The organism is Psychrobacter sp. W2-37-MNA-CIBAN-0211 (assembly GCF_040309405.1).
Taxonomy (GTDB): domain Bacteria; phylum Pseudomonadota; class Gammaproteobacteria; order Pseudomonadales; family Moraxellaceae; genus Psychrobacter; species Psychrobacter glaciei.
In genome coordinates this window covers 227,642-247,583 of record NZ_JBEOOU010000003.1, presented here as the reverse complement: position 1 = coordinate 247,583, position 19,942 = coordinate 227,642, and the positions used below count along the sequence as shown (strand labels likewise).

Here is a 19,942-nt window from a genome sequence, read left to right as displayed (position 1 = left end):
CGATTTTGACACAGCTAATCGTATTTTTGGCGTTTGGTATTAGTCTTTGGTCGCCATGGTAATCGTATAGGTTTTGCCTTGTTTGATCTTTTCGCTGTTGCCAAACACTTCGGTAAATGAACGCTTCACAAACTGACGTAGGCCATTGATTGTCACCACATAAAAGCGGCCACCTTTACGCATGCGCGCATAGGCATCGAGGAAATATAGATAATGCTGCTCTTTACCCACTTTGGCTGGCAAGTTCGACATCACAAGGCTAAAGTCTTTGTCTTTTGCCACATGATTGAAGCCGTTTGATAAATGTACATCGACATTTTTCAGACCGTTTTTCTCACAATTCAGGCGCGCATATTCTACCGCCATAAAGTCTTTATCAATCAACGTATGCAGACCGTTTGGACATTCACGCGCTGCCGTCATACCAAGCACGCCATAGCCACAGCCCAAATCTATCGAATCATCATCCGCTTGAAAATCCACATAATCGAGTAGCATCAAGCTACCATCATCGAGCTTTTGCGGTGAAAAAATACCCCACGTGGTCGAAAAATCAAACGGCTTGCCTAGCACATCTTGGCGAAAGTTAATGTCTTCGCGCCAATGTTGGGCACTTTTCAACAGGTCAGCAGGGGGTCTATGGCTCATAGGATTCTCGAATAATGGATAAATAAAAGGCGGTGCGTTGCTCAGTTATGCAGCGTGCACGTTATACGCGTATTGTAACGAGAAAAGGGCGGGTTTGCAGCTATGGATTAGTAGAATTGTATTGTGGGAAGTCGTTATTGCAAAAATTGTGATGGGAGCTGATCCTGCCGTCCGCTATTATCTGCCATATCTGCTAGGGCACGGCTATAGGCAGGTCAGGTTGCTGCTACCGCGACATTCTGACCCACCAAGCCTTTGCAACCTAGCAGTCATGACAGGATAACTGCTCCAGTCAGGGCTAAACCGCACCGCAAAGTGACTATTTTATGATTGCGAGTTTTGATGTAGGCTGGGCTGTTTAGCCCAGCAAATGAGTTGTCATGTTAAAATTAATTTTACAATAAACACAGTTTAAGCGTACGTAGTGCGTAGGGTGGATTAGCGGATGCGTAACCCACCTTATATAAACGTTATAGTCAGCTGACTCCAAAAATGTTATAAAGTAAATCAACTAAATGATTATCACTATAAATGACCATGACTTACTCCCTAGATTATCGCAAACAAGTCATGAAAAGCTTAGATGAAGGCATGACCTTTGCTGAAGCTGCTGTTTTCTATGATATCAGTCCCACGACTATCCAGAAGTGGAAAAAGCGGCTTCACAGTAAAACCACTCGAGATATTAAGCCCTACAAAATAGAGGATGAAGCCTTAGCTCAAGATGTCAAAGACCACCCTGACGATTACCACTATGAGCGGGCACAGCGTTTTAATTGTAGCCCAACAGGCATCAGTAAAGCCTTAAAGCGTATTGGTATTAGCAAAAAAAAAGACACTTGAGCATCCCAAAGCTTGTCCCCTAAAGAGAGCTCGCTACCTAAAAAAACTCAACCACTTCATCTCTCAAGGCTTTGCTATTGTCTACATGGATGAAAGTGGCTTTGAGAGTGAAACGGTGCGCCCTTGTGGCTATGCACCCATTGGCAGCCCTTGTATTGACAGTTACAACTGGCAAGCTAAAGATCGAACCAATGTCATTGGTGCACTATATGGCAAAATGCTCTTTGCACTCGACTACTTAAAAACAAACATTAATAAAGAGATTTTCTATCACTGGTGCAAGTTCATACTAATACCAACGCTTAAAAGAAAATGCGTGATTGTGATGGATAACGCTGCCTTTCATAAAAATAGGCGTATTCAAAAACTACTCAACAGACATGGACATCGTATTCTATGGCTACCACCCTACAGCCCTGATCTAAATCCCGTCGAGAAGAAGTGGGCTCAAGTGAAGTTTCTACGACAAGGCTGGATGGAAAATGACTTATCTAAATTGTTTTATGATATTCATCCAAGTCATAACTCTTTTATAGTGCAGTGACTATAAGCTTACTCATTCAATCTAATTTCTTAAACTAGTTATAGGATATCCATACTGAGAAAATTGATAGAATTCTCCTGTATATCCTATAATATGAAATATCAATCTAAAAAAAACTTCCTCTAAAAAATTTGAGTCATCTAGTATTTTTTCTAAGGAACTTTCATCTTCAAAGCTTAATTTTCTTTCAATCCCATGCGCTGATTCGTTTCTAATAGCCTGCCAATTAGAGTGCATACTTTGACTTAAAATATCTAAATCTACTAAATTTTTAAGAATTAAAACGATAGGTTTGCTAGAAGAGTTTAAATTACCAACATATTTTTGAACTTTGGTTTTTAGATCTTTAGAAGCATCTGAATCTTTGATAAGTTTTCCTATTTTTTTTATATCATGAAAGTCATAAATTTGATCGATATTCTGAACTTCTTTTACATATTTTAAACTCAATGCCTCAATTGCAACACTTAAAATGAGAACATTATTTTCAATATCTGTTTTATAGTTATATAAGCGATACCACCATGTATATAAAGGACTTGAAAGTTTAGATTCGTTTTCTAAAAAATAATTAATATAATTCGATATAAAATTATCAATATTTTTATTATCGATATGACTAGATGGTATTAAACTTGAAGAATGGCTACGGTTCTTTCCATAACTATTGATTTGCAAGGTAATCGAATCAGATATCTCGTCATATTTCTCTTCTATAGTATAGTTTATTAAGTGAAAACTGATAATGTTTATTGCTTCACTGGCTAGTTGATATATACGAAATATTACTGCCTTTGACTCAATGCTCGAATATATCGAGTATATATAGTTTTTTTCAAACTTTCTTATTTGAATAACTGAGGTATTTCGTATTTTCAACTCATATTTGTTTAACCTGTTTTGCCCAGTGAGAGTTCTTGAGTAATCATTAGGAATAATATTTACTTCATCAGAAGAATAAGAATGTAGAGAGCTGTTATTACGAAAAATATTGGTCAGGTTAATATTATCAATGATTAAACTAATGATAATTTTTCTAGAATTTATTTTTAACCCGCTGATAGTTAGAATCCTGCTAGAAATCCAAACTCGATCTTTTTTATCAGTGAATTCTAATTTAGAAAATTGAAACTGCTTATACATCTTACCACTTTGCAGACTAGATGCTATTTGCTCTTGTTGTTCATATAAAGCTTTCTGCTCAGAATAGCTAATTTCCTTCTCAACATAGAACTCTAACTGATTGTTCTCGTTAAATTTTAGCTCGCCACATAAATTATCATAGCAAATACTATCTTTATCATTATTTAGTTGATAGATTTTGCCATTAGTTATCGGCCACACAAAATTATAATTTAAAATGTCTCTTATTTCTCTTACAGTCAGCATGTTTTACCCTACCTATAAGCGCGCAGGGTGAGCTAGCGGATGCGTAACCCACCAAATCTAAAATTAACACAATCAAAAAAGGTGGGTTACCCTCTCAACCTCTTCTTCAACAAATGATCAAACACAAACGGCCCAAATGGCAAAAATGAGCCAAGCACACCTGCAGGCATTGCCCATAGTGGCATTTTTATTTTGCTGGTTGCAATCAATAGCATCAAAATATAGGCGATAAACAATGCCCCATGCGCCATACCGATATATTTCACTGCCTCAGGAATACCCATCATATATTTTAGTGGCATGGCGATACCAAGCAATAATAAAAAAGAAGTGCCTTCTAAGTAACCCATGATGGTCAGGTTTTTGAGTGCGGAATTTTGCCCTTTTGTTAGGGTAGGCAGAGTAGATGGCTGAGCTTGCAACACGTTTTATTCCTTTTACAATCATCAATAAATAGTCAGTTTTAATTTTAACCGCGCGGATGATGCTCCGCATGCAATTTTTGCAATCTTGCCGTCGCCACATGGGTATAAATCTGCGTCGTTGATAAATCACTATGCCCAAGCAACAACTGCACGCTACGTAAGTCCGCGCCATGATTGAGCAAATGCGTGGCAAAGGCATGGCGAAGGGTATGCGGCGATAGTTCTTTATCGATACTAGCAACTTTGGCGTACTTTTTAAGCAAATACCAAAAGTTCTGCCTTGTCATATAACCGCCTTGAGCCGTTAAAAACACCGCTTGGCAATTTCCTGATTTCAAATGCGCAATCAAATCACCACGAGCATGCGTCAGATAATCCTCTAGCGCATCGCTTGCATATTCGCCCAATGGCACCAGTCGGGTTTTATTGCCTTTACCAGTGATTTGTAACCAGCCAGAGTTTAGATTTACTTGCTCTAATGACAGGTTAATCAACTCGCTGACACGCAAACCGCAGGCGTATAGCACCTCTAGCATGGCTTTATCACGCAGTCCTAGCGCGGTGCTGGTATCGGGTGCAGCGAGTAGATTATCAACATCCCCCTCGCTTAAGTCCTTTGGTAGTGGACGCCCAAGTTTAGGGCTTTTGATACGCTCGCAAGGGTTGTCTTCGCGTAGATTACTGGCAATCATCCATAGATAAAACTGACGCAAGCTTGAGAGCATGCGTGCTTGGGTACGTGGGGTTTTGCCTTCTTGGGTAAGGGTTGATAAGCAGTGCAGCACGTCATCAGGCTGCCAGCGGGTCAGGGCGATAGGATTGGTCAACTCGCAAGAGCGCAAATCGCGCACATAAGCATTACGCGTACGTGTTGCTAAACCACGCGCCAGCATCGCTTGACGAAACTCAGTGATATAAGTTGGTTCGTCGTCTACTGCCAGCGCCTTGGGTTGGCGCTGTTGCACGGCACGGTCGCGACTCATAAGTGATGGCTCATAAAATAATGCTCAATTATTAAATATTAGGCAGGTTCTAAGCACCATAAAGAAGTGATTTCCGCACTACGCGCTGCATATAGAGGATCGGTATCGTCTTGGCTGCGACCATGCTTAGGTGTGGTATCGAGACGATATTTTACTTTCAAACCGCTATCTGCAAACCAACCCAATAACTCATCACGAGTACGTAGGTGTAGATGTTCCGCCAAATCCGACAGAATCAACCAGAGCTCACCTTGCTTAGCTAAATGAGATTTCGCACCCTGCAAAAATCCACGCAGCATCGCGCTATTGGCATCATAGACGGCGTACTCTAAAGGCGAGCTTGGCTTAGCAGGTAACCAAGGTGGATTACAGACAATCAGATTGGCGAGAGGCGCATCAGTCGGATACAAATCTGCTTGCTGCAACTGTACGTTAGTTAATTGTAGGCGTGTAAAGTTTTCGCTGGCACAAGCCAAAGCACGTGGATTCAAATCCGTTGCTATCACTTGCGGAACACCACGCTGCGCTAAGATAACGGCCAGTAAACCAGTGCCAGTACCGATATCATAAGCAACCTCATGAATTTTTGGCAGTGGTGCATCAAGCAATAGCGGTACATACTCATGACGGGTTGGCGCAAAGACACCATAATGCGGGAATATCGATAGACCTAGGCTCTCAATTGGGACGCCTTTTTCGCGCCACTGCGCTGCACCAAGCGCCCCTTGCAAATCACGAAATGATAGCACGCATGATTCGTCTATCGTTTTATCCAACTGGCCAAAAGCTGATGTGCAGGCCGCACTGACATCAGGGGCGCGGCGTAGCTGGCTGACATAATTGGCATCAAGCTCTAGTAGCAAACGGCTTAATATACGCGAGCGTTGAGCTTGGATTTGGCGCTGCTGATGAAATAGGTTGGGTATTTCTTTAGAGCTGGCTGAATCAGATTCTGCTGTAGACTTGGCTGCTTTGTTAGCCGCTTTCTTTATTTTGCGCTGCTCGGAGCGCTCATTGGTACGCTCGATGCGCCGAGCGAGGGCTTGTAGTAATTGCTTGGCATTATGAAAGTCACCACGCCACAGCAGTGACGTGCCTTCGCAAGCCAAGCGGTAGGCCTCATCTGCGGTCGTTTTGTCATCGACCAATACAATACGCGCAGGCGGTAGATGATTGCTTTCCGATAACCAGCGGGCATTATGGAAAACGTCGTTTCCGTCTTTGTTTTCGAGCCACTGCACATACTGTTTTTCGGTTAGTAACACGTTATCTACCTTTAATTTGTGAATGGTATGTTTGGTACAAAGCAAAGATATCTTGATGCTATTAAGACACTGCCAGTTCCACATTTGAATCATCAAACAGACTCTATATAGAGCTAATTGAATGCGTTCAAATATTCTTTTTCTTAACCAAATAACGATAAAGCGTGGCGCTGATTGGTGCATCCTCATCGCCAGCGACCGTTATTTCATCGGGATCGATACTTAGATCTACATTTTCAGCCAGCGTTTCTTGCTGGACAAGCTCATGCCCCAAATGACGGCAGAAATTAGGAATGTCACGAGTGGTGGCTGGGTCGGTAGCGAGTATTTCAATCACCTCGCCAGCATCGGCTTTGCGGATGGTTCGATGCAGCATCATGACAGGCTCAGGGCAGATCAGCCCTTGAGTATCTAAATGATGATTGATCGTCGTTTGCGTGGTAGAAGTGCTCATAATAGTCATTCAAATCGATAGTATAAGGTGAAAGGTTTTTGCGTCATTTATAAGTATATTTTTATAAGCATGTTTTACGCTTCTTCAGCGATTTCAGTGTCTTTTTCTACTTCTAAAAAATTAAAAAAGCGCTTAAAGCTCACTTTAAATAAAAACGCCACACCTAGCCAACAGGACAACCCCAACCAAGCGGTATCAGCGAATAATAATCCACCAATCAATATAATGGTCGAGACGCCAATACTCATGGCAATCATTGACGCTTGGTTTAAGCGATAACGATAAATCACCAGCGCATCATAAATAGTAATAGGAATCGTGAGCGCAACCAAGGCATAGGGCAGGTTATAGAAAAGTTGATAAAGCAGCTGATTGTCATGAAAGGCTTTGATACTGGCAATGGTGCCAAAGACCACAAAGGCGAGAATGGCGGCATAAATAAGATAAATCGCTATTTGATTCGCTCGCTGTGCGCCTTTGATACGAGCGATGGCAAGCGGCGCAAAACCATGTTGCGATTTTTTTTGCAGAGAGTGGTCTGAGACAGTGGTCATAATAATCAGGCATTTATCCGTGTAGAGTGACGATATGTCAGAAATTGGCGCTGTTTCAATAGCAGGCTTGTCGCTGATTTAATCGGCTTTGATGGCGTCGATGGCGATACTGCTACTCGGGTCAGCAAAGTAAGTCGACATCAGAATACAGGCAGAGATGTCATCGATTGGGTCGCGTTCGTGCTTAATCCAACTATTATCCCACGCGATCTCACGCGCCGCTACTGAGGTCAGGCGCTCATCACAGAGGCTTACGACAACCGGCAGATGCTGTTCCATAACTCGATGCGCTAAGCGACGGGCAAATTTATGCGCACGCTTCGACAGCATTGAGCTGCTACCATCCATATTAAGCGGCAACCCCACCACCACTTTTGTTACACCCCAGACTTTGATAATACCTAGCAGATTATCCCAGTCCGGTTGACCATTATTCATGGCTAAAATATCAAAGGCACGCGCAGTCTCAGTAATGGTGTTGCCTAGCGCCATCCCCATTTTTTTAACCCCGTAATCGAGCGCCAAAATAAGATGAGGCTTAATAACTGGTTCCACCACAGCAGTGTCAGCAGTTTCGATTTCAGTGCTAGTATCAGACTCTACCATCATTATGCGCGCTTCCTGTTTCTGTTGGGCGTGATTCATTTGGCTTAACGGCTTTAATTTGAATGCGGCTTTATTTAAACGGATAATTTAACCATCATAACCAATCATTAAGCATGACCAATATCACTACTAAGGTAGTCAAAGTTAACACCAATCTTATCAGCGGCGATTTGCCAACGTTCTTCAAATGGCGTATCAAACAATAAATTCAGATCAGCAGGACAGACGAGCCAGTCGCCACTAGCAAGCTCTTGATCGAGCTGTTTTTTACCCCAGCTGGCATGACCCAAGCACAGCTGATAATGACCAACGCCTTGACCGGCGGCGATATGCTTGAGGATATCTTGGCTGGTAGTAATACAGACATTCTCTGATATAGCAAAAGACGAGGCCCATTCTGGTTGACCCGTATGCAGCACAAATCCAACCTCGGGATACATCGGGCCGCCTTCTAATGCCACATCTTCCATCACTTGTGCATCTGTGACTTCAATGTCTAAATCTTCTAGCAGTTTGCCCACGCGTGCCTGCTCTAATGGACGATTGACCATCAGACCGAGTGCACCGTGTTTATCATGACGGCAAATATAAATCAGCGCCTGCTCAAACCTTGGGTCTGACAGTTCTGGTGCCGCGATTAAGAAATGATGGGTCAAATTGGCTTTAGACATAGAGACAAACGCAACCTAGTATTAAAGGTAAAATAACAGAGATGACACACCACTATATGGCGATACTGAGGTGAAAATCAACCAAAGCAAATATTTAGCGGTTATGAGACGCTAGGGCGTGTCCTCATTTTTAAAATGAGGACACGCCCTAATGACGACAAGGTTCTTTACTTAACGTCCGTTAATAAACTGCGGGCGTGGTCGCGGGTAACGTCAGTGATGATCACACCACCAGACATGCGTGCCAGCTCATCGATTTGCGCGCTATCGGTCAGTATTAATAGCTCGCTTTCGGTTTGCTCGTCATGGTGTTTTTGTACCAAGATATGCCGATGCGCTTGCGCCGCAACTTGTGCTTGGTGGGTAATGGCCAGTAACTGCTGCGTCTGTCCAAGCGCGCGCAGCAGCTCACCGACCACTTGCGCCGTGCCGCCACTGATACCGACATCGACTTCATCAAATACCAGCATGGGCTTGGCAGCATTACTGTCAGCATTGGTTGCTTGTAATACCTGCATCACCAGTGCCATTCGTGACAGCTCGCCGCCTGAAGCGATTTTATGTAGTGGTTGCATTGGCATGCCGACATTGGCGCTAAATAATAGGTCAATATCATAGCAACCTTGCGCATTATATTGGCTAGGTTCGGTCTTTTTGGTAAAGACAAACTCGCAGCGCGCATTGGGCAAAGCTAGCGGTTGCAACTGTTTAACCAGTTGTTTACTGACAGTGGGCGCAGCTTTTGAGCGCTCTTTATTTAGCTGCGTTGCTAGCGCAAGGTAATCTTTCCAAGCCTGTTCAATTTGCACTGCCATGGCATCGCTGCTTGGCTCGTTTTCTAGCTGCTCTAATTGCGTCTCCCAACCTTTGGCTTCCTCGATTAAGTCGCTCGCTGGCAAGCTATGTTTACGAGATAAGCGGTGACCTAAGCTGATAAGACTGTCTAGCGTTTGCAAACGCTCAGGGTCGGGCAGTTGTTGTTCAGCATAATCTGACAGTAAGCCTGTTACCTCAGTGATTTGCTGCTGTGCTAAATGCAGCTGCTCGGAGGCTTGCTCAAAGGTTTGACTGACGCTCATTTGGTTATCACAAAGCTTAATCGCTTGCCCGAGCAAGGTCATGACATCTGGCTCATCCGTGTCATTGTCAAGCAGATGCAAGCCATGACTGGCCTCGATCATCAAGGCTTCGATATTAGACAGCTCTTCGTGCTCCGCTTCGACTTCTGCATAATCAACCGCCAATAACGGCGCAATGTCAGCTAGTTGACTCTGCAATAATTGCATACGGTCTTGGCGCTGAGCCTCACGGCTCGCAATGTCATCCGCACGGCGTTTAAGCTGCTGATAAGCTTGATAGCTGCTGGTCGTTTGTGCAGCAAGTGGGGTGATTTGTGCCATCTCATCAAGCCATTGCACCACAAACTGAGGCTTAAGGAGCGCTTGCTGAGCATGTTGGCTATGAATATTAACCAGTAACGTACCAAGGTTTTTCAGTTCAGCCAAACTGACTGGCGTGCCATTCAACCACGCTTTTGAGCGTCCGGTATTGCTGAGCTGACGACGAATCAATACTTCTGGTTCTTCTAATGGTCGGTCATTTTTGGCAAACCAATCGGCGACGACGCTGTTATTTTCCACATCAAACTGGGCATAAATATCAGCGTGCGCCGCGCCATGTCTGACCATCGCACTGTCTGCACGTTCGCCTGCACATAAAGATAGCGCATCCAGTAATAGCGACTTGCCAGCGCCCGTTTCACCAGTGATGACATTAAAGCCTTCAGCCACACTCAACTCATGCTGAGCGATCAACGCAAACTGATGTAAAGTTAATGATACAAGCATCAACGCCTCTCATGACAGACAGTCGACCTCGCATGAAATCATAAGAGGCCATATCTAAAATAGGATAAATAAAGGAATGAAGTCGTTCAGTTGATAATGTTAGCGAGACAAATATGGTTGGCAAATAGTATGATGTTAAATGCCATTAAATACAAATTTTAAAGCCATTAAATCCTGTAAGTAAATCTAAAAAGACTGTCGTAAAAATCCATTAAGCTTATGATAAATCTGTGATTACTATCTTAATGATGGTCTTTGTAACGGCAATAATAGGGAGGATAATCCTAATTAGGAGTCACTGTAATAGCAGGGTGTCAGTATAGTAGCGCATCAGCAATAATAGCGCTCAACGCTTCAGTCCTATAGGCGCAAGCCGATAATCTAAGCATGAATCATCAAGCATTCTTTAACCCAAAAACCAAATAAAATTTTCATTGCCGCTGTAACAAACTTTATAGATATAATGTGGTAGCATAATCTCACATAATGATAAACTCTTACCACTAGATTTTTAATCATTGTGCGTCATGACGTGTTGTTACCATATCGCAAATGAATAGTACAACCTAGGTAGAGTAAGCAATTAAATTCGTTACTTATTTTTTAGTTTGGCAATAATTATTTGATAAGGAAGCCACTATGACAGCGGCGCAATTTACCAGTGTAACAGTCAACGCCCAAGCCACGATATCGTATGATGGTCGTTGCTCAAGCCATACCATTATGTTTGAGGATGGTCGGCATAAAACATTAGGTGTGATCTTACCTTGCGACAACTTGGTTGAGCATTATCACTTCAGTACTAACACTTCCGAACGTATTGAGATCATCAGCGGCGAGTGTGAAGTCAAAATAAATGGTGATGAAGAATTCAGCTACTATCGTGCGGGACAATCATTCGTCGTTGAAGGCAATAGTGGTTTTAACTTACGCACAGAGGAAATCGTGCAGTATATCTGTCATTTAGAAGGTTGAGACTATCCCAAGTTAAAGTTTTTAAAAGACAATTTATAACGCCTAAGCCCTCAAAAAGAAATAAATCTTGCGATAAGGTTTATTTCTTTTTTTTGGTAACATTATTTTTTAAGCTCTTGATTAGTTGCTACAATTATCGTCATATTTCCCCTTTCTATCGCAGTGTGCGATACCCACTTTATAATCGGCAGTCCTATTATGGCAAAACCCATTTATTTCTATGGCATTCATGCTATTGACGCGTTACTCGAACACCGTCCTCTTGATGGCCTTAGCTTGTTTGTACAGCAAGGTCGCGAGAGTGACAGTCATGTCCGAGCGATTATGACGCAGGCAGCAGACAATGGCATCAGCATTCAACCGACGCAAAAAGACAAGCTCACGCAATTGTGTGGCAGTCCGCAGCATCAAGGCGTGGTGCTGAATGCGCGTCCGTTAGGTTTCGCTGATGAAGGCTTGCTTGATATTATTATCGGCCGCGAACAGTGCTTGTTATTGGTCTTGGATCAAATCACTGATGCACATAACTTTGGTGCGTGCTTGCGTACTGCTGTCGCGATGGGTGTTGATGCGGTGGTTTGTCCGAAACATCATGCGGCTAGCCTTACGCCTACGGTTGCTAAGGTATCGGTAGGGGCGGCAGAAATGATGCCTATTATTAGCGTCACCAATTTGGCACGTACACTATCGCAAATTAAAAATGCAGGTGTTTTTGTATTCGGTACGGCACTCAATGCAGAGGCGAAGCCGATACATGAGGCAGATTTGACGGGCAAGACGGCGATGATTATGGGGTCAGAAGGAGAGGGCATGCGCCGCCTGACGACAGAGAGCTGTGATGAGCTGGTTTATATTCCGATGTCAGGCAATGAACATGGCAACTTACAAAGTCTAAATGTAAGTGTTGCTACGGGCATGGCGCTGTATGAGGTTAATCGGCAGCGTACTTTAGCTGCTGGGCAAGCGTAAGATAGCTCTGATGTAGCGGCTCTAATTTTAGGTAGAGATCAGCCAGATTACCCTCATTAAGCACGACATCATCAGCGTGTTGATTACGCTCTTCGCGGCTTAGCTGATTGACCATAATGGCTTTAATTTTTTGTACGCTTTGTTCATCTCGTTGGCTGGCACGGGCCAGCTGAGTATCTACCGCGGCGTCCATGACTAAAATACGCTGGCACAAGTTAGCCAGACCCGCCTCCGCCGCTTCAATAAGTAGTGGCGCTGACAACACCACATAAGGTGAGGTACTGGCGGCCAGCTGTAATTTTGCGGTTTCACGTATCGCTGGATGGGTAATCGCCTCTAGCTCAATGAGTGCCTCAGGGTGGGTAAACACATGGGTGCGCACGGCGGCACGATCCATTTCGCCATTGTCATTTAATACCCAATTACCAAACTTCTTCTGAATTTTGCGTAGGGTTGAGCTGCCTTTAGCAACGACCTGATGAGCAATGACATCCGCATCAATAATATCAATGCCTTGTTCAGCGAACCAGTCACTGGCAGCAGACTTGCCACTACCGATGCCTCCGGTTAAGCCAATGACTAACGTTTTGCTTTTCTTTTGCGGGGTCTGAGGCTCATAAGAATAAGGTGAAGATGCTTGTTTTGACATAATAATGACTTATCTACTCGATATAATGACAGTGATGGTTGTAAGTTGAGACAGTATTTTGATGCTTATTTTAAGATTTGATGCTTGTTTTAAGAGGAGCGATCAAAACACTTTCTAAGACAATCTAGTAAGTATACATGCCGAGATACCAGTTGACGATATCTGAGCCATATAATAAAGCAACAATACCAGCGATAGCGATGTAAGGGCCAAAGGCAAACGGCTTGCTCTCACCTTGTTTCTTCATCAAGATAATCCCAACGATTGAGCCGAGTAGGGAAGACAGTAAAATAATCAATGGCAACATCATGGGCCCAAGCCAAGCACCCAATACCGCTAGTAGCTTAAAGTCGCCTTGTCCCATACCGTGTTTTTTGGTGATGAGGAAAAATACCTTGACCACTATCCATAGTGATAAAAATCCAAACAATAAACCCCAAATAGACTGAGTTGGAGAGACAAACCAGCTTTGCGAATTGACGGCCAATCCTAAGCCCGCTAAAGGAAAGGTTAGGCGATCTGGTAGTAGTTGGGTATCAAAATCAATACCAGTTAGCGCAACCAATGTCCATACTAAAACTAAGGCTGATAACCCAGCGGCACTGACCCCAAACTGATAAATGACCAATATTGACAGTAAAGCAGTCACTAGCTCAACCACAGGGTAACGCAGGCCGATAGGAGCTTTACAGTCTGAGCAGCGCCCACGTAACAGCAGCCAGCTTATTAAGGGTATGTTTTCATACCACTTTATTTTGTGCGTGCAGTGAGGACAGCGTGACGCTGGTCGACTCAACGTAATAGGGGTATCCGCTGCGACGATATTGGTCAGTGGTATGGTATGCTCTTGCGGCATGTCTGCTTGCTGAGACATAAATTCACTGCATTCTTGACGCCAGCTATAGACCATCATCAGCGGCATACGGTGAATCACCACATTTAAAAAACTGCCCACACAAAGGCCCAACAGACCAAATACGACCAATGCTGCCGCCATATTACTTTGTAGTAATTCTATAAATTGCATTAAGTAGCTTTCCTTTCCGTCATCTTTAACCTACTACTGCACCCATTTGGAAAATCGGCAAGTACATCGCAATCACCAAGCCACCAATCAATACACCCAGTACTGACATAATTAAAGGTTCCATTAAACTGGTTAATCCATCAACGGCGTTATCGACTTCGTTTTCGTAATAGACTGCTACTTTATCTAGCATTTCTTCTAAACTACCAGACTCTTCACCGATACCGACCATTTGAATGGCTAAGCTTGGGAATAAATTGGTAGAGCGTATAGAAAACTGTAGTTGTTGACCAGTAGATACGTCATTTTTTATTTGCTGAATAGCATTGTAAAAAACGACGTTATTAGCCGCTCCCGCCGTTGAGTCTAAGGCATCAATAAGTGGTACACCAGCGGCAAAAGTGGTAGATAAAGTACGCGCAAAACGAGCAATGACTGCTTGATAAGCAATGTTGCCAAATATGGGAGCTTTTAGCACTGCGCGGTCTAAAAGGTCACGGAATTTTTTAGAGCGTTTTTTGGCTTCTGAAAAACCAATAATCGCCCCACCAATGATAATAATTAAAACAAACCACCATGCTTGCATCCACTCAGACATGGCTACTACCATTTGGGTGAATGCTGGTAGCTCCGCGCCAAATGATTCAAATAATCCAGAGAATACAGGGACTACTTTTACAAGTAGAATTATAGTCACGATAATGGCAACAACGATGACCGCAATAGGATATTTCATCGCCTTTTTGATTTTGGCTTTTAATAGTTCACTTTTTTCTTTATAGGTGGCAACCCGCTCTAGCATGGTCTCAAGCGCACCCGACTGTTCTCCAGAGTCAACGAGCGAGCAAAAGAGATCGTCAAAATAGCGAGGATGCTTACGCAGGGCAGAGGCAAAAGTACTGCCGGCTTCAATATCAGCTTTTATTTGCAAGACCAGCTCTTTCATACTAGGATTATCGAGGGAGTCGGCGACAATTTCAAAGGATTGAGTCAATGGCACGCCAGCCTTCATCATGGTTGCCAATTGCCGAGAAAAAATGGCAATATCAATAGGCTTAATAGACTTTTTAAAGGTATAAAGGGGCTTCGGTTTTTTCTTAATACCTTTGACGGTGATGCCTTGTTTGCGCAGAGTAGCTTTTGCCAGCTCTAAGCTACGACTGGTCGTTTCACCTTTTACTTTTTGTCCGCGTCGATTTACACCGTCATAGACAAAGTCTAACAGCATGTCGGTCTTTGCTTTTGCCATGATAATACCCTCAAAATTTGTCTAATATAAATATTGCAAAGATGTACAACGATGCCAGACTTATTACACAAAGATGGCATACTTTATTTTAACGTAAAAAACCAGTATAACTCTGTTTTATTTTTAAGTACATCTGAGTGGATATTATTGCTCATTTATAAAAGCCAATCTATTAAATCTAAAAGCTATCGATACTGAAATTTCTACCACCGTTATTTCTACTTTTAGCATTTACGATTATTCAGAGGTGACACGCATCATCTCTTGAATACTGGTCACGCCTTGCAATACCTTCAAAATACCAGAACGGCGCAAGTCTCGAAAACCATTTTTGAGGGCGGCATCTTTGATATCTATCGCGTTGCCATCTTCCATGATAATCCGCGAAATATCAGGGCTGACTTTCATCACCTCATAGATACCCACACGGCCTTTATAGCCTTCACGGCATTCGTTACAGCCTACCGGTTCATAGATCACATTGTCTGGGTTGTCTAAATCGGTGTCATTAAAGCCAAGCTCAAGCAAGCTTTGCCGTGGGACGTTGATGGGTTTTTTACAGTTTTTACATAAGCGCCTTGCTAGGCGCTGGGCGATGACCAAGTTTACTGACGTGGCAATGTTAAAGGAAGCCACACCCATATTGCGTAGGCGGGTCAACGTCTCTGGTGCTGAGTTAGTATGGAGAGTTGAAAGTACCATGTGTCCCGTTTGCGCGGCTTTAATCGCAATCTCTGCTGTTTCAAGGTCACGAATCTCACCCACCATGACGATATCAGGATCTTGACGCAAGAATGACTTCAGAGCATTGGCAAAGGTCAGACCAACCTTAGCGTTCACGTTGACCTGATTAATGCCTTCGAGGTTAATCTCGACTGGATCTTCGGCAGTGGAGATATTCGTTGCACCCGTGTTTAAAATGTTAATGCCGGTATATAGCGATACCGTTTTACCAGAACCCGTCGGTCCAGTAATCAGCAGCATACCTTGCGGTTTATGCAAAGCTTCCAAAAACATTTCTTGTTGGTCCGGCTCATAACCAAGGGCTTCGATACCAAGCATAGCGGATGACGGATCCAAAATACGCAACACAAGTTTTTCACCAAACAGGGTCGGTAATGAGTTGACCCGGAAATCGATGGCTTTATTTTTAGATATTTTAAGCTTGATGCGTCCATCTTGCGGTATGCGACGCTCTGAGATGTCCATCTGTGACATTACTTTTAGCCGCGCTGCGATTTTGCTGGCAAGTTGCACGGGTGGGTTGGCCATTTTTTGCATGACACCGTCGACACGAAAGCGGACACGAAAGGTTTTTTCATACGGCTCAAAATGTAAATCTGAGGCACCCATACGGATGGCATCGACCAGCATTTTATTGACAAATTTTACTACCGGTGCTTCCTCAACACTGTCGCTAAGCTCAGTTTCACCCTCTTCTTCACCATCATCAAAATCCACATGTAAGTCACTGCTAGAAAAGCTATCAAAACTTTGCATGGTATCGGCATAAAGATTTTCAATGCGTTTTTTGAGCTTATCTTCTTCGACGACGACGGTTTCGATAGAGAGGCGAGAGTTAAAGGCAATCGCATCAATGGCATCTATACGGGTTGGGTCGCTTAAGGCGACAAATAAGCGCTGCCCACGTTTAAAGAGAGGCAATGCATTAAACTTACGCACGATTTTTTCATCGACCAAGTCTTTTGGAATGACATCCAAACTGATCGCGTCAAGATCAAAGAGTGGATCACCAAAAGCTTGAGACAGCATTTGTGCTAGCTGATAAGCATTGGCCAATTTATTGTCTACCAAATAAGGCACGAGTCCGATCTGCTGCTGCTGTGATTCCGTCTGCGCAGTTTTCATATGCGCTTCGCTCACGACACCTTCGTTAATCAGCTGCTGGGCTAGACCACCGTATTTATTGGCTGTAATAGACATAATAACCTCTCTTTGATATCGAATGTTTTGCTAAAATCCGCTTGCTAGGCATTGATAGTTTTCATGAGTAGCCTTTTATCACTAATTATCGCTAATGCTTGTTGTAACCGTTTGAGATAAATAATTTTAAGCGGCTGCCATTTTTTAGTATTAGGGTCTGTTGAACATTCAAATATTAGGACTGCTGATCGCTAAAATCGCATCAAATTAGGCGTAAACCGACGATAATGTCGAGACCTTAGCTATGTTTACAACAACGCTTGGGGTGATTTTAGCATCAGCCTTTCAGGGCAGGGCTATTTTTTGCCAATACATGGCGAAATTGTCTAACCTAGAATGACTAGGCGTCAAAAACTTCACTGCGTATTGTCTAAAAAATAGCCACTGCCAGTGCCACATTTGAATGTTCAACAGACCCTAATAACACCGTGTGGAATTGATATTGTTTTAACGGTTATGTTTTTCAAAAGCTATATATATAGAATATGGAACTATATAAAGATGGAACTATATATAAGGTATGCTGCTATTTAAAGTATTTCGCCCTTAACTTAGACCATGAGGCATTAATCTACAGAGCGCCATAACTGAGTAAAATACAATGAAAACAGGATGGCCATAAAAGCCATTCTGCTGCAGGTCGCACTATACTATAGCACTTGTGAAATATTTGTTATACTGGCGCGCATATAAGCCAAATTGGCAGGAATACATGAGACAAGGTAGATGAGTATGCAAGCTTGGGTAATTGGCAATTGGAAGCAGAATCCAGCAACGAGCCACGACGTCAATGCGCTACTAGACAACTTATTAACTGCAGTTGATACTGAAGAGCAAGTGGTCAAAAATAGCTGCAGGTTAATGGTGGCTCCCAGTTGTATTCACTTAGCTGCTGTCAGCGCCCGCTTAAAAGATACCTCAGTGCTGTGTGCCGCGCAAGATATTAGTGCGCATAGCGCGAACACTGGTGCGTATACGGGGGATTGTTCTGCGCAGCAAGTTGCTGATGCTGGCGCAACTTGGACGATACTTGGTCACTCTGAGCGCCGTCAATACCATCAAGAGACTCATGAAAGCTTGCTGCAAAAGCTGACTCATGCGTTGACGCAAAATTTAGGCGTAGTATTTTGTATTGGTGAAACCCAAGCACAATATGACGATAAGCAAACACTGGCGGTCATTGATACTCAATTATCGGTTGTAAAGGATTTACTTGCGCAACAGCCCGAGCTTGCTGCTTCATTGTCTGAGCGCTTAATCATTGCCTACGAGCCAGTATGGGCGATTGGGACGGGCAAAGTGCCAACAGTAGCAGAGGTTAGCACCACGCATCAACATATTAAGCAAACCGTCACAGGCTTTGCTGAGTCGTTAGAAGCAATGACTGTACTATATGGTGGTAGCGTCAATGTTGATAACGCCGATAGTTTTGCGGCAGATCCCATGATAGATGGCGCATTGGTTGGTGGTGCTTCATTAAAAGCAGACAGTTTTCTGATGATTGCCAACGCTTTTAGTCGCGCGCTTGGTTAGGGTAAGGTGATGAAACAGCGATTTAATCGCTAACTTGTCTAAAAAATGTCTTTATCAGTTGGCAAAAGTAGGTTTAACAGTGCCCTTGCAATCGTGTACAATGCGCCTTATTTATATAATCGATTTGGCAGCATTACAAGTTAGTTGCTACCACTATTAACTCTAAGATTTATTTTCCGTTATCTGTCGTCATTACGCGGCAAAAGAGGCCACCATGTTTACGTTTATATTAGCCCTGCATATTATCGTGGCGATTGCCATGATCGGCTTGATCTTGATACAGCATGGTAAAGGGGCAGATGCTGGGGCTTCTTTTGGTGCTGGCTCGTCAGGTACGGTATTTGGTGCCGCAGGAACTGCCAACTTTTTAACACGTGCGACTGCAGTATTGACAGTCATATTTTTTATCACCAGTATGACCCTTGCTGTTCATGCACGTAAGCAGGCAGAAGATCAGTTTCGTTTAGATGTTCCTGTTTCAGCTCCGCAAACGCCGCGCCCATTAACGCAAAATCCTGAGTAAGTGTCTTTTAAGTAGGCAGTGCTTGCTATTTTGGCACGTTAGATTTACAATGCTTTTCTGTTTTCGCAAGACCTTATCTATTGATGCCTACCTTAAGCATCATTTACGGTAGATTAAACGTTAGAGAACAGAGTAGCAAAATGCGATTGTGGTGGAATGGTAGACACGCCATCTTGAGGGGGTGGTGGCGAAAGCTGTGGGGGTTCAAGTCCCCCCAATCGCACCAAGTTTTATAGACGTAGCATATAGCGTCAGGTTGGATTTTTTAGTAGAGAATACTTAATTTAGAATTTATTTAAAAAAAGTATTGACACTTCTACGAAACCTCCCTATAATATGCGTTCTAGATTGATGCGGGGTGGAGCAGTCTGGTAGCTCGTCGGGCTCATAACCCGAAGGTCGTTGGTTCAAATCCAGCCCCCGCTACCACTTTTTATACTGATGTTTTGTACACTAAATTTGTCAGTGCCGATTAGCCCACCATTATGTTTGTGGGTTTTTTTGTATCTGTGAGTCAGGGTTGTCGCGGTATCTGCCCTACTTATGCTAAGCTCTATGCCCATAGAGTACTATACTTACTATTCATCTACTTACCGCCACTTGCGTGACTATTCGCAAGCGACGCTGCCTTTTACTTCATACTCTTTTATTGATCATTTTGCTTTATATATAATAAGCACATTCATCAGCTGAGCTTGATGTTCCTAGGTAATGTCCTTATATATAGTAGATGTTAACCGAATATAATACTGAGCTAGTGCTATTATATAATAGATAAAACACCTAACGATTGCTGTGAGCCGCGCAAATAAAAAAGTAATAAATAATGTGGTTCATTAAGTAC

Annotated in this window: 20 protein-coding genes and 2 tRNA genes; 8 read left to right on the top strand and 14 right to left on the bottom strand. The window is 43.2% G+C overall.

Translation table 11 applies throughout. The annotated features are described in order from the left end of the window. Positions 1-39: 39 nt before the first annotated feature. Positions 40-648 carry a class I SAM-dependent methyltransferase gene (locus AAEY72_RS05655; protein ID WP_352309767.1) on the bottom strand — a complete coding sequence of 203 codons (609 nt, stop codon included), beginning with the start codon at positions 646-648 and terminating at the stop codon, positions 40-42. 531 nt (positions 649-1,179) lie between these two features. Here AAEY72_RS05655 and AAEY72_RS05650 point away from each other — a divergent pair. Further along, positions 1,180-1,491 carry an IS630 transposase-related protein gene (locus tag AAEY72_RS05650; protein WP_352309766.1) on the top strand — a complete coding sequence of 104 codons (312 nt, stop codon included), beginning with the start codon at positions 1,180-1,182 and terminating at the stop codon, positions 1,489-1,491. After that, positions 1,463-2,035, top strand: coding sequence for an IS630 family transposase (locus AAEY72_RS05645; RefSeq protein WP_352309765.1), 573 nt, complete (start codon positions 1,463-1,465; stop codon positions 2,033-2,035). Before AAEY72_RS05650 ends, AAEY72_RS05645 begins: the two co-directional genes overlap by 29 nt. A 21-nt stretch (positions 2,036-2,056) precedes the next feature. On the opposite strand, the gene AAEY72_RS05640 is transcribed toward AAEY72_RS05645, so the two are convergent. The 9 genes from AAEY72_RS05640 to recN all read right to left on the bottom strand — a co-directional run bounded on the left by AAEY72_RS05640 (position 2,057) and on the right by recN (position 10,229). Further along, positions 2,057-3,424, bottom strand: a complete 1,368-nt coding sequence (locus AAEY72_RS05640; RefSeq protein ID WP_352309764.1) for a hypothetical protein — start codon at positions 3,422-3,424, stop codon at positions 2,057-2,059. An 86-nt stretch (positions 3,425-3,510) separates the two neighbouring features. After that, on the bottom strand, positions 3,511-3,849 hold the full coding sequence (locus AAEY72_RS05635) for a DUF3817 domain-containing protein (protein ID WP_352309763.1): 339 nt from the start codon (positions 3,847-3,849) through the stop codon (positions 3,511-3,513). Between the two features lie 44 nt (positions 3,850-3,893). After that, positions 3,894-4,832, bottom strand: a complete 939-nt coding sequence (gene xerD, locus AAEY72_RS05630; RefSeq protein ID WP_352309762.1) for a site-specific tyrosine recombinase XerD — start codon at positions 4,830-4,832, stop codon at positions 3,894-3,896. Positions 4,833-4,870: 38 nt separating this feature from the next. Continuing rightward, positions 4,871-6,097: a methyltransferase gene (locus AAEY72_RS05625; protein ID WP_352309761.1), complete on the bottom strand. Its 1,227-nt coding sequence runs from the start codon at positions 6,095-6,097 to the stop codon at positions 4,871-4,873. Between the two features lie 127 nt (positions 6,098-6,224). Beyond that, positions 6,225-6,551: a sulfurtransferase TusA gene (gene tusA / locus AAEY72_RS05620; RefSeq protein ID WP_240216351.1), complete on the bottom strand. Its 327-nt coding sequence runs from the start codon at positions 6,549-6,551 to the stop codon at positions 6,225-6,227. A gap of 74 nt (positions 6,552-6,625) precedes the next feature. Continuing rightward, the gene (locus AAEY72_RS05615; RefSeq protein WP_189583652.1) at positions 6,626-7,105 is read right to left on the bottom strand and encodes a hypothetical protein; all 480 of its coding nucleotides are present in this window, start codon (positions 7,103-7,105) and stop codon (positions 6,626-6,628) included. Between the two features lie 78 nt (positions 7,106-7,183). Beyond that, complete coding sequence (ruvX, locus tag AAEY72_RS05610; RefSeq protein ID WP_502945353.1) at positions 7,184-7,714, bottom strand: Holliday junction resolvase RuvX; 531 nt, start codon at positions 7,712-7,714, stop codon at positions 7,184-7,186. Positions 7,715-7,818: 104 nt separating this feature from the next. Beyond that, complete coding sequence (locus AAEY72_RS05605) at positions 7,819-8,382, bottom strand: YqgE/AlgH family protein (protein WP_352309760.1); 564 nt, start codon at positions 8,380-8,382, stop codon at positions 7,819-7,821. A gap of 167 nt (positions 8,383-8,549) precedes the next feature. Next, positions 8,550-10,229, bottom strand: coding sequence for a DNA repair protein RecN (recN, locus tag AAEY72_RS05600; RefSeq protein ID WP_352309759.1), 1,680 nt, complete (start codon positions 10,227-10,229; stop codon positions 8,550-8,552). Between the two features lie 639 nt (positions 10,230-10,868). Here recN and ppnP point away from each other — a divergent pair. Both ppnP and rlmB read left to right on the top strand, forming a co-directional pair. Continuing rightward, positions 10,869-11,204: a pyrimidine/purine nucleoside phosphorylase gene (gene ppnP, locus AAEY72_RS05595; RefSeq protein WP_010197725.1), complete on the top strand. Its 336-nt coding sequence runs from the start codon at positions 10,869-10,871 to the stop codon at positions 11,202-11,204. A 198-nt stretch (positions 11,205-11,402) separates the two neighbouring features. Then, complete coding sequence (gene rlmB / locus AAEY72_RS05590) at positions 11,403-12,173, top strand: 23S rRNA (guanosine(2251)-2'-O)-methyltransferase RlmB (protein WP_194620578.1); 771 nt, start codon at positions 11,403-11,405, stop codon at positions 12,171-12,173. On the opposite strand, the gene coaE is transcribed toward rlmB, so the two are convergent. From coaE to pilB, 4 genes are all read right to left on the bottom strand, one after another. Then, positions 12,136-12,822 carry a dephospho-CoA kinase gene (gene coaE, locus AAEY72_RS05585; protein WP_352309757.1) on the bottom strand — a complete coding sequence of 229 codons (687 nt, stop codon included), beginning with the start codon at positions 12,820-12,822 and terminating at the stop codon, positions 12,136-12,138. The two genes, rlmB and coaE, sit on opposite strands and share 38 nt — an antisense overlap. A 124-nt stretch (positions 12,823-12,946) precedes the next feature. Next, positions 12,947-13,849, bottom strand: a complete 903-nt coding sequence (locus AAEY72_RS05580; RefSeq protein ID WP_352309756.1) for a prepilin peptidase — start codon at positions 13,847-13,849, stop codon at positions 12,947-12,949. A 25-nt stretch (positions 13,850-13,874) separates the two neighbouring features. Further along, positions 13,875-15,098 (bottom strand): type II secretion system F family protein, encoded by a 1,224-nt coding sequence (locus AAEY72_RS05575; RefSeq protein ID WP_010197733.1) that lies wholly within the window; start codon positions 15,096-15,098, stop codon positions 13,875-13,877. A 237-nt stretch (positions 15,099-15,335) separates the two neighbouring features. Continuing rightward, the gene (gene pilB / locus AAEY72_RS05570) at positions 15,336-17,042 is read right to left on the bottom strand and encodes a type IV-A pilus assembly ATPase PilB (RefSeq protein ID WP_352309754.1); all 1,707 of its coding nucleotides are present in this window, start codon (positions 17,040-17,042) and stop codon (positions 15,336-15,338) included. 732 nt (positions 17,043-17,774) lie between these two features. Here pilB and tpiA point away from each other — a divergent pair. The 4 genes from tpiA to AAEY72_RS05550 all read left to right on the top strand — a co-directional run bounded on the left by tpiA (position 17,775) and on the right by AAEY72_RS05550 (position 19,527). Continuing rightward, complete coding sequence (tpiA, locus tag AAEY72_RS05565) at positions 17,775-18,575, top strand: triose-phosphate isomerase (protein WP_194620583.1); 801 nt, start codon at positions 17,775-17,777, stop codon at positions 18,573-18,575. 214 nt (positions 18,576-18,789) lie between these two features. Next, the gene (gene secG, locus AAEY72_RS05560; RefSeq protein ID WP_010197739.1) at positions 18,790-19,098 is read left to right on the top strand and encodes a preprotein translocase subunit SecG; all 309 of its coding nucleotides are present in this window, start codon (positions 18,790-18,792) and stop codon (positions 19,096-19,098) included. Between the two features lie 142 nt (positions 19,099-19,240). Then, a tRNA-Leu gene (locus AAEY72_RS05555) sits at positions 19,241-19,324 on the top strand. Between the two features lie 126 nt (positions 19,325-19,450). After that, positions 19,451-19,527, top strand: a tRNA-Met gene (locus AAEY72_RS05550). Positions 19,528-19,942: the final 415 nt, after the last annotated feature.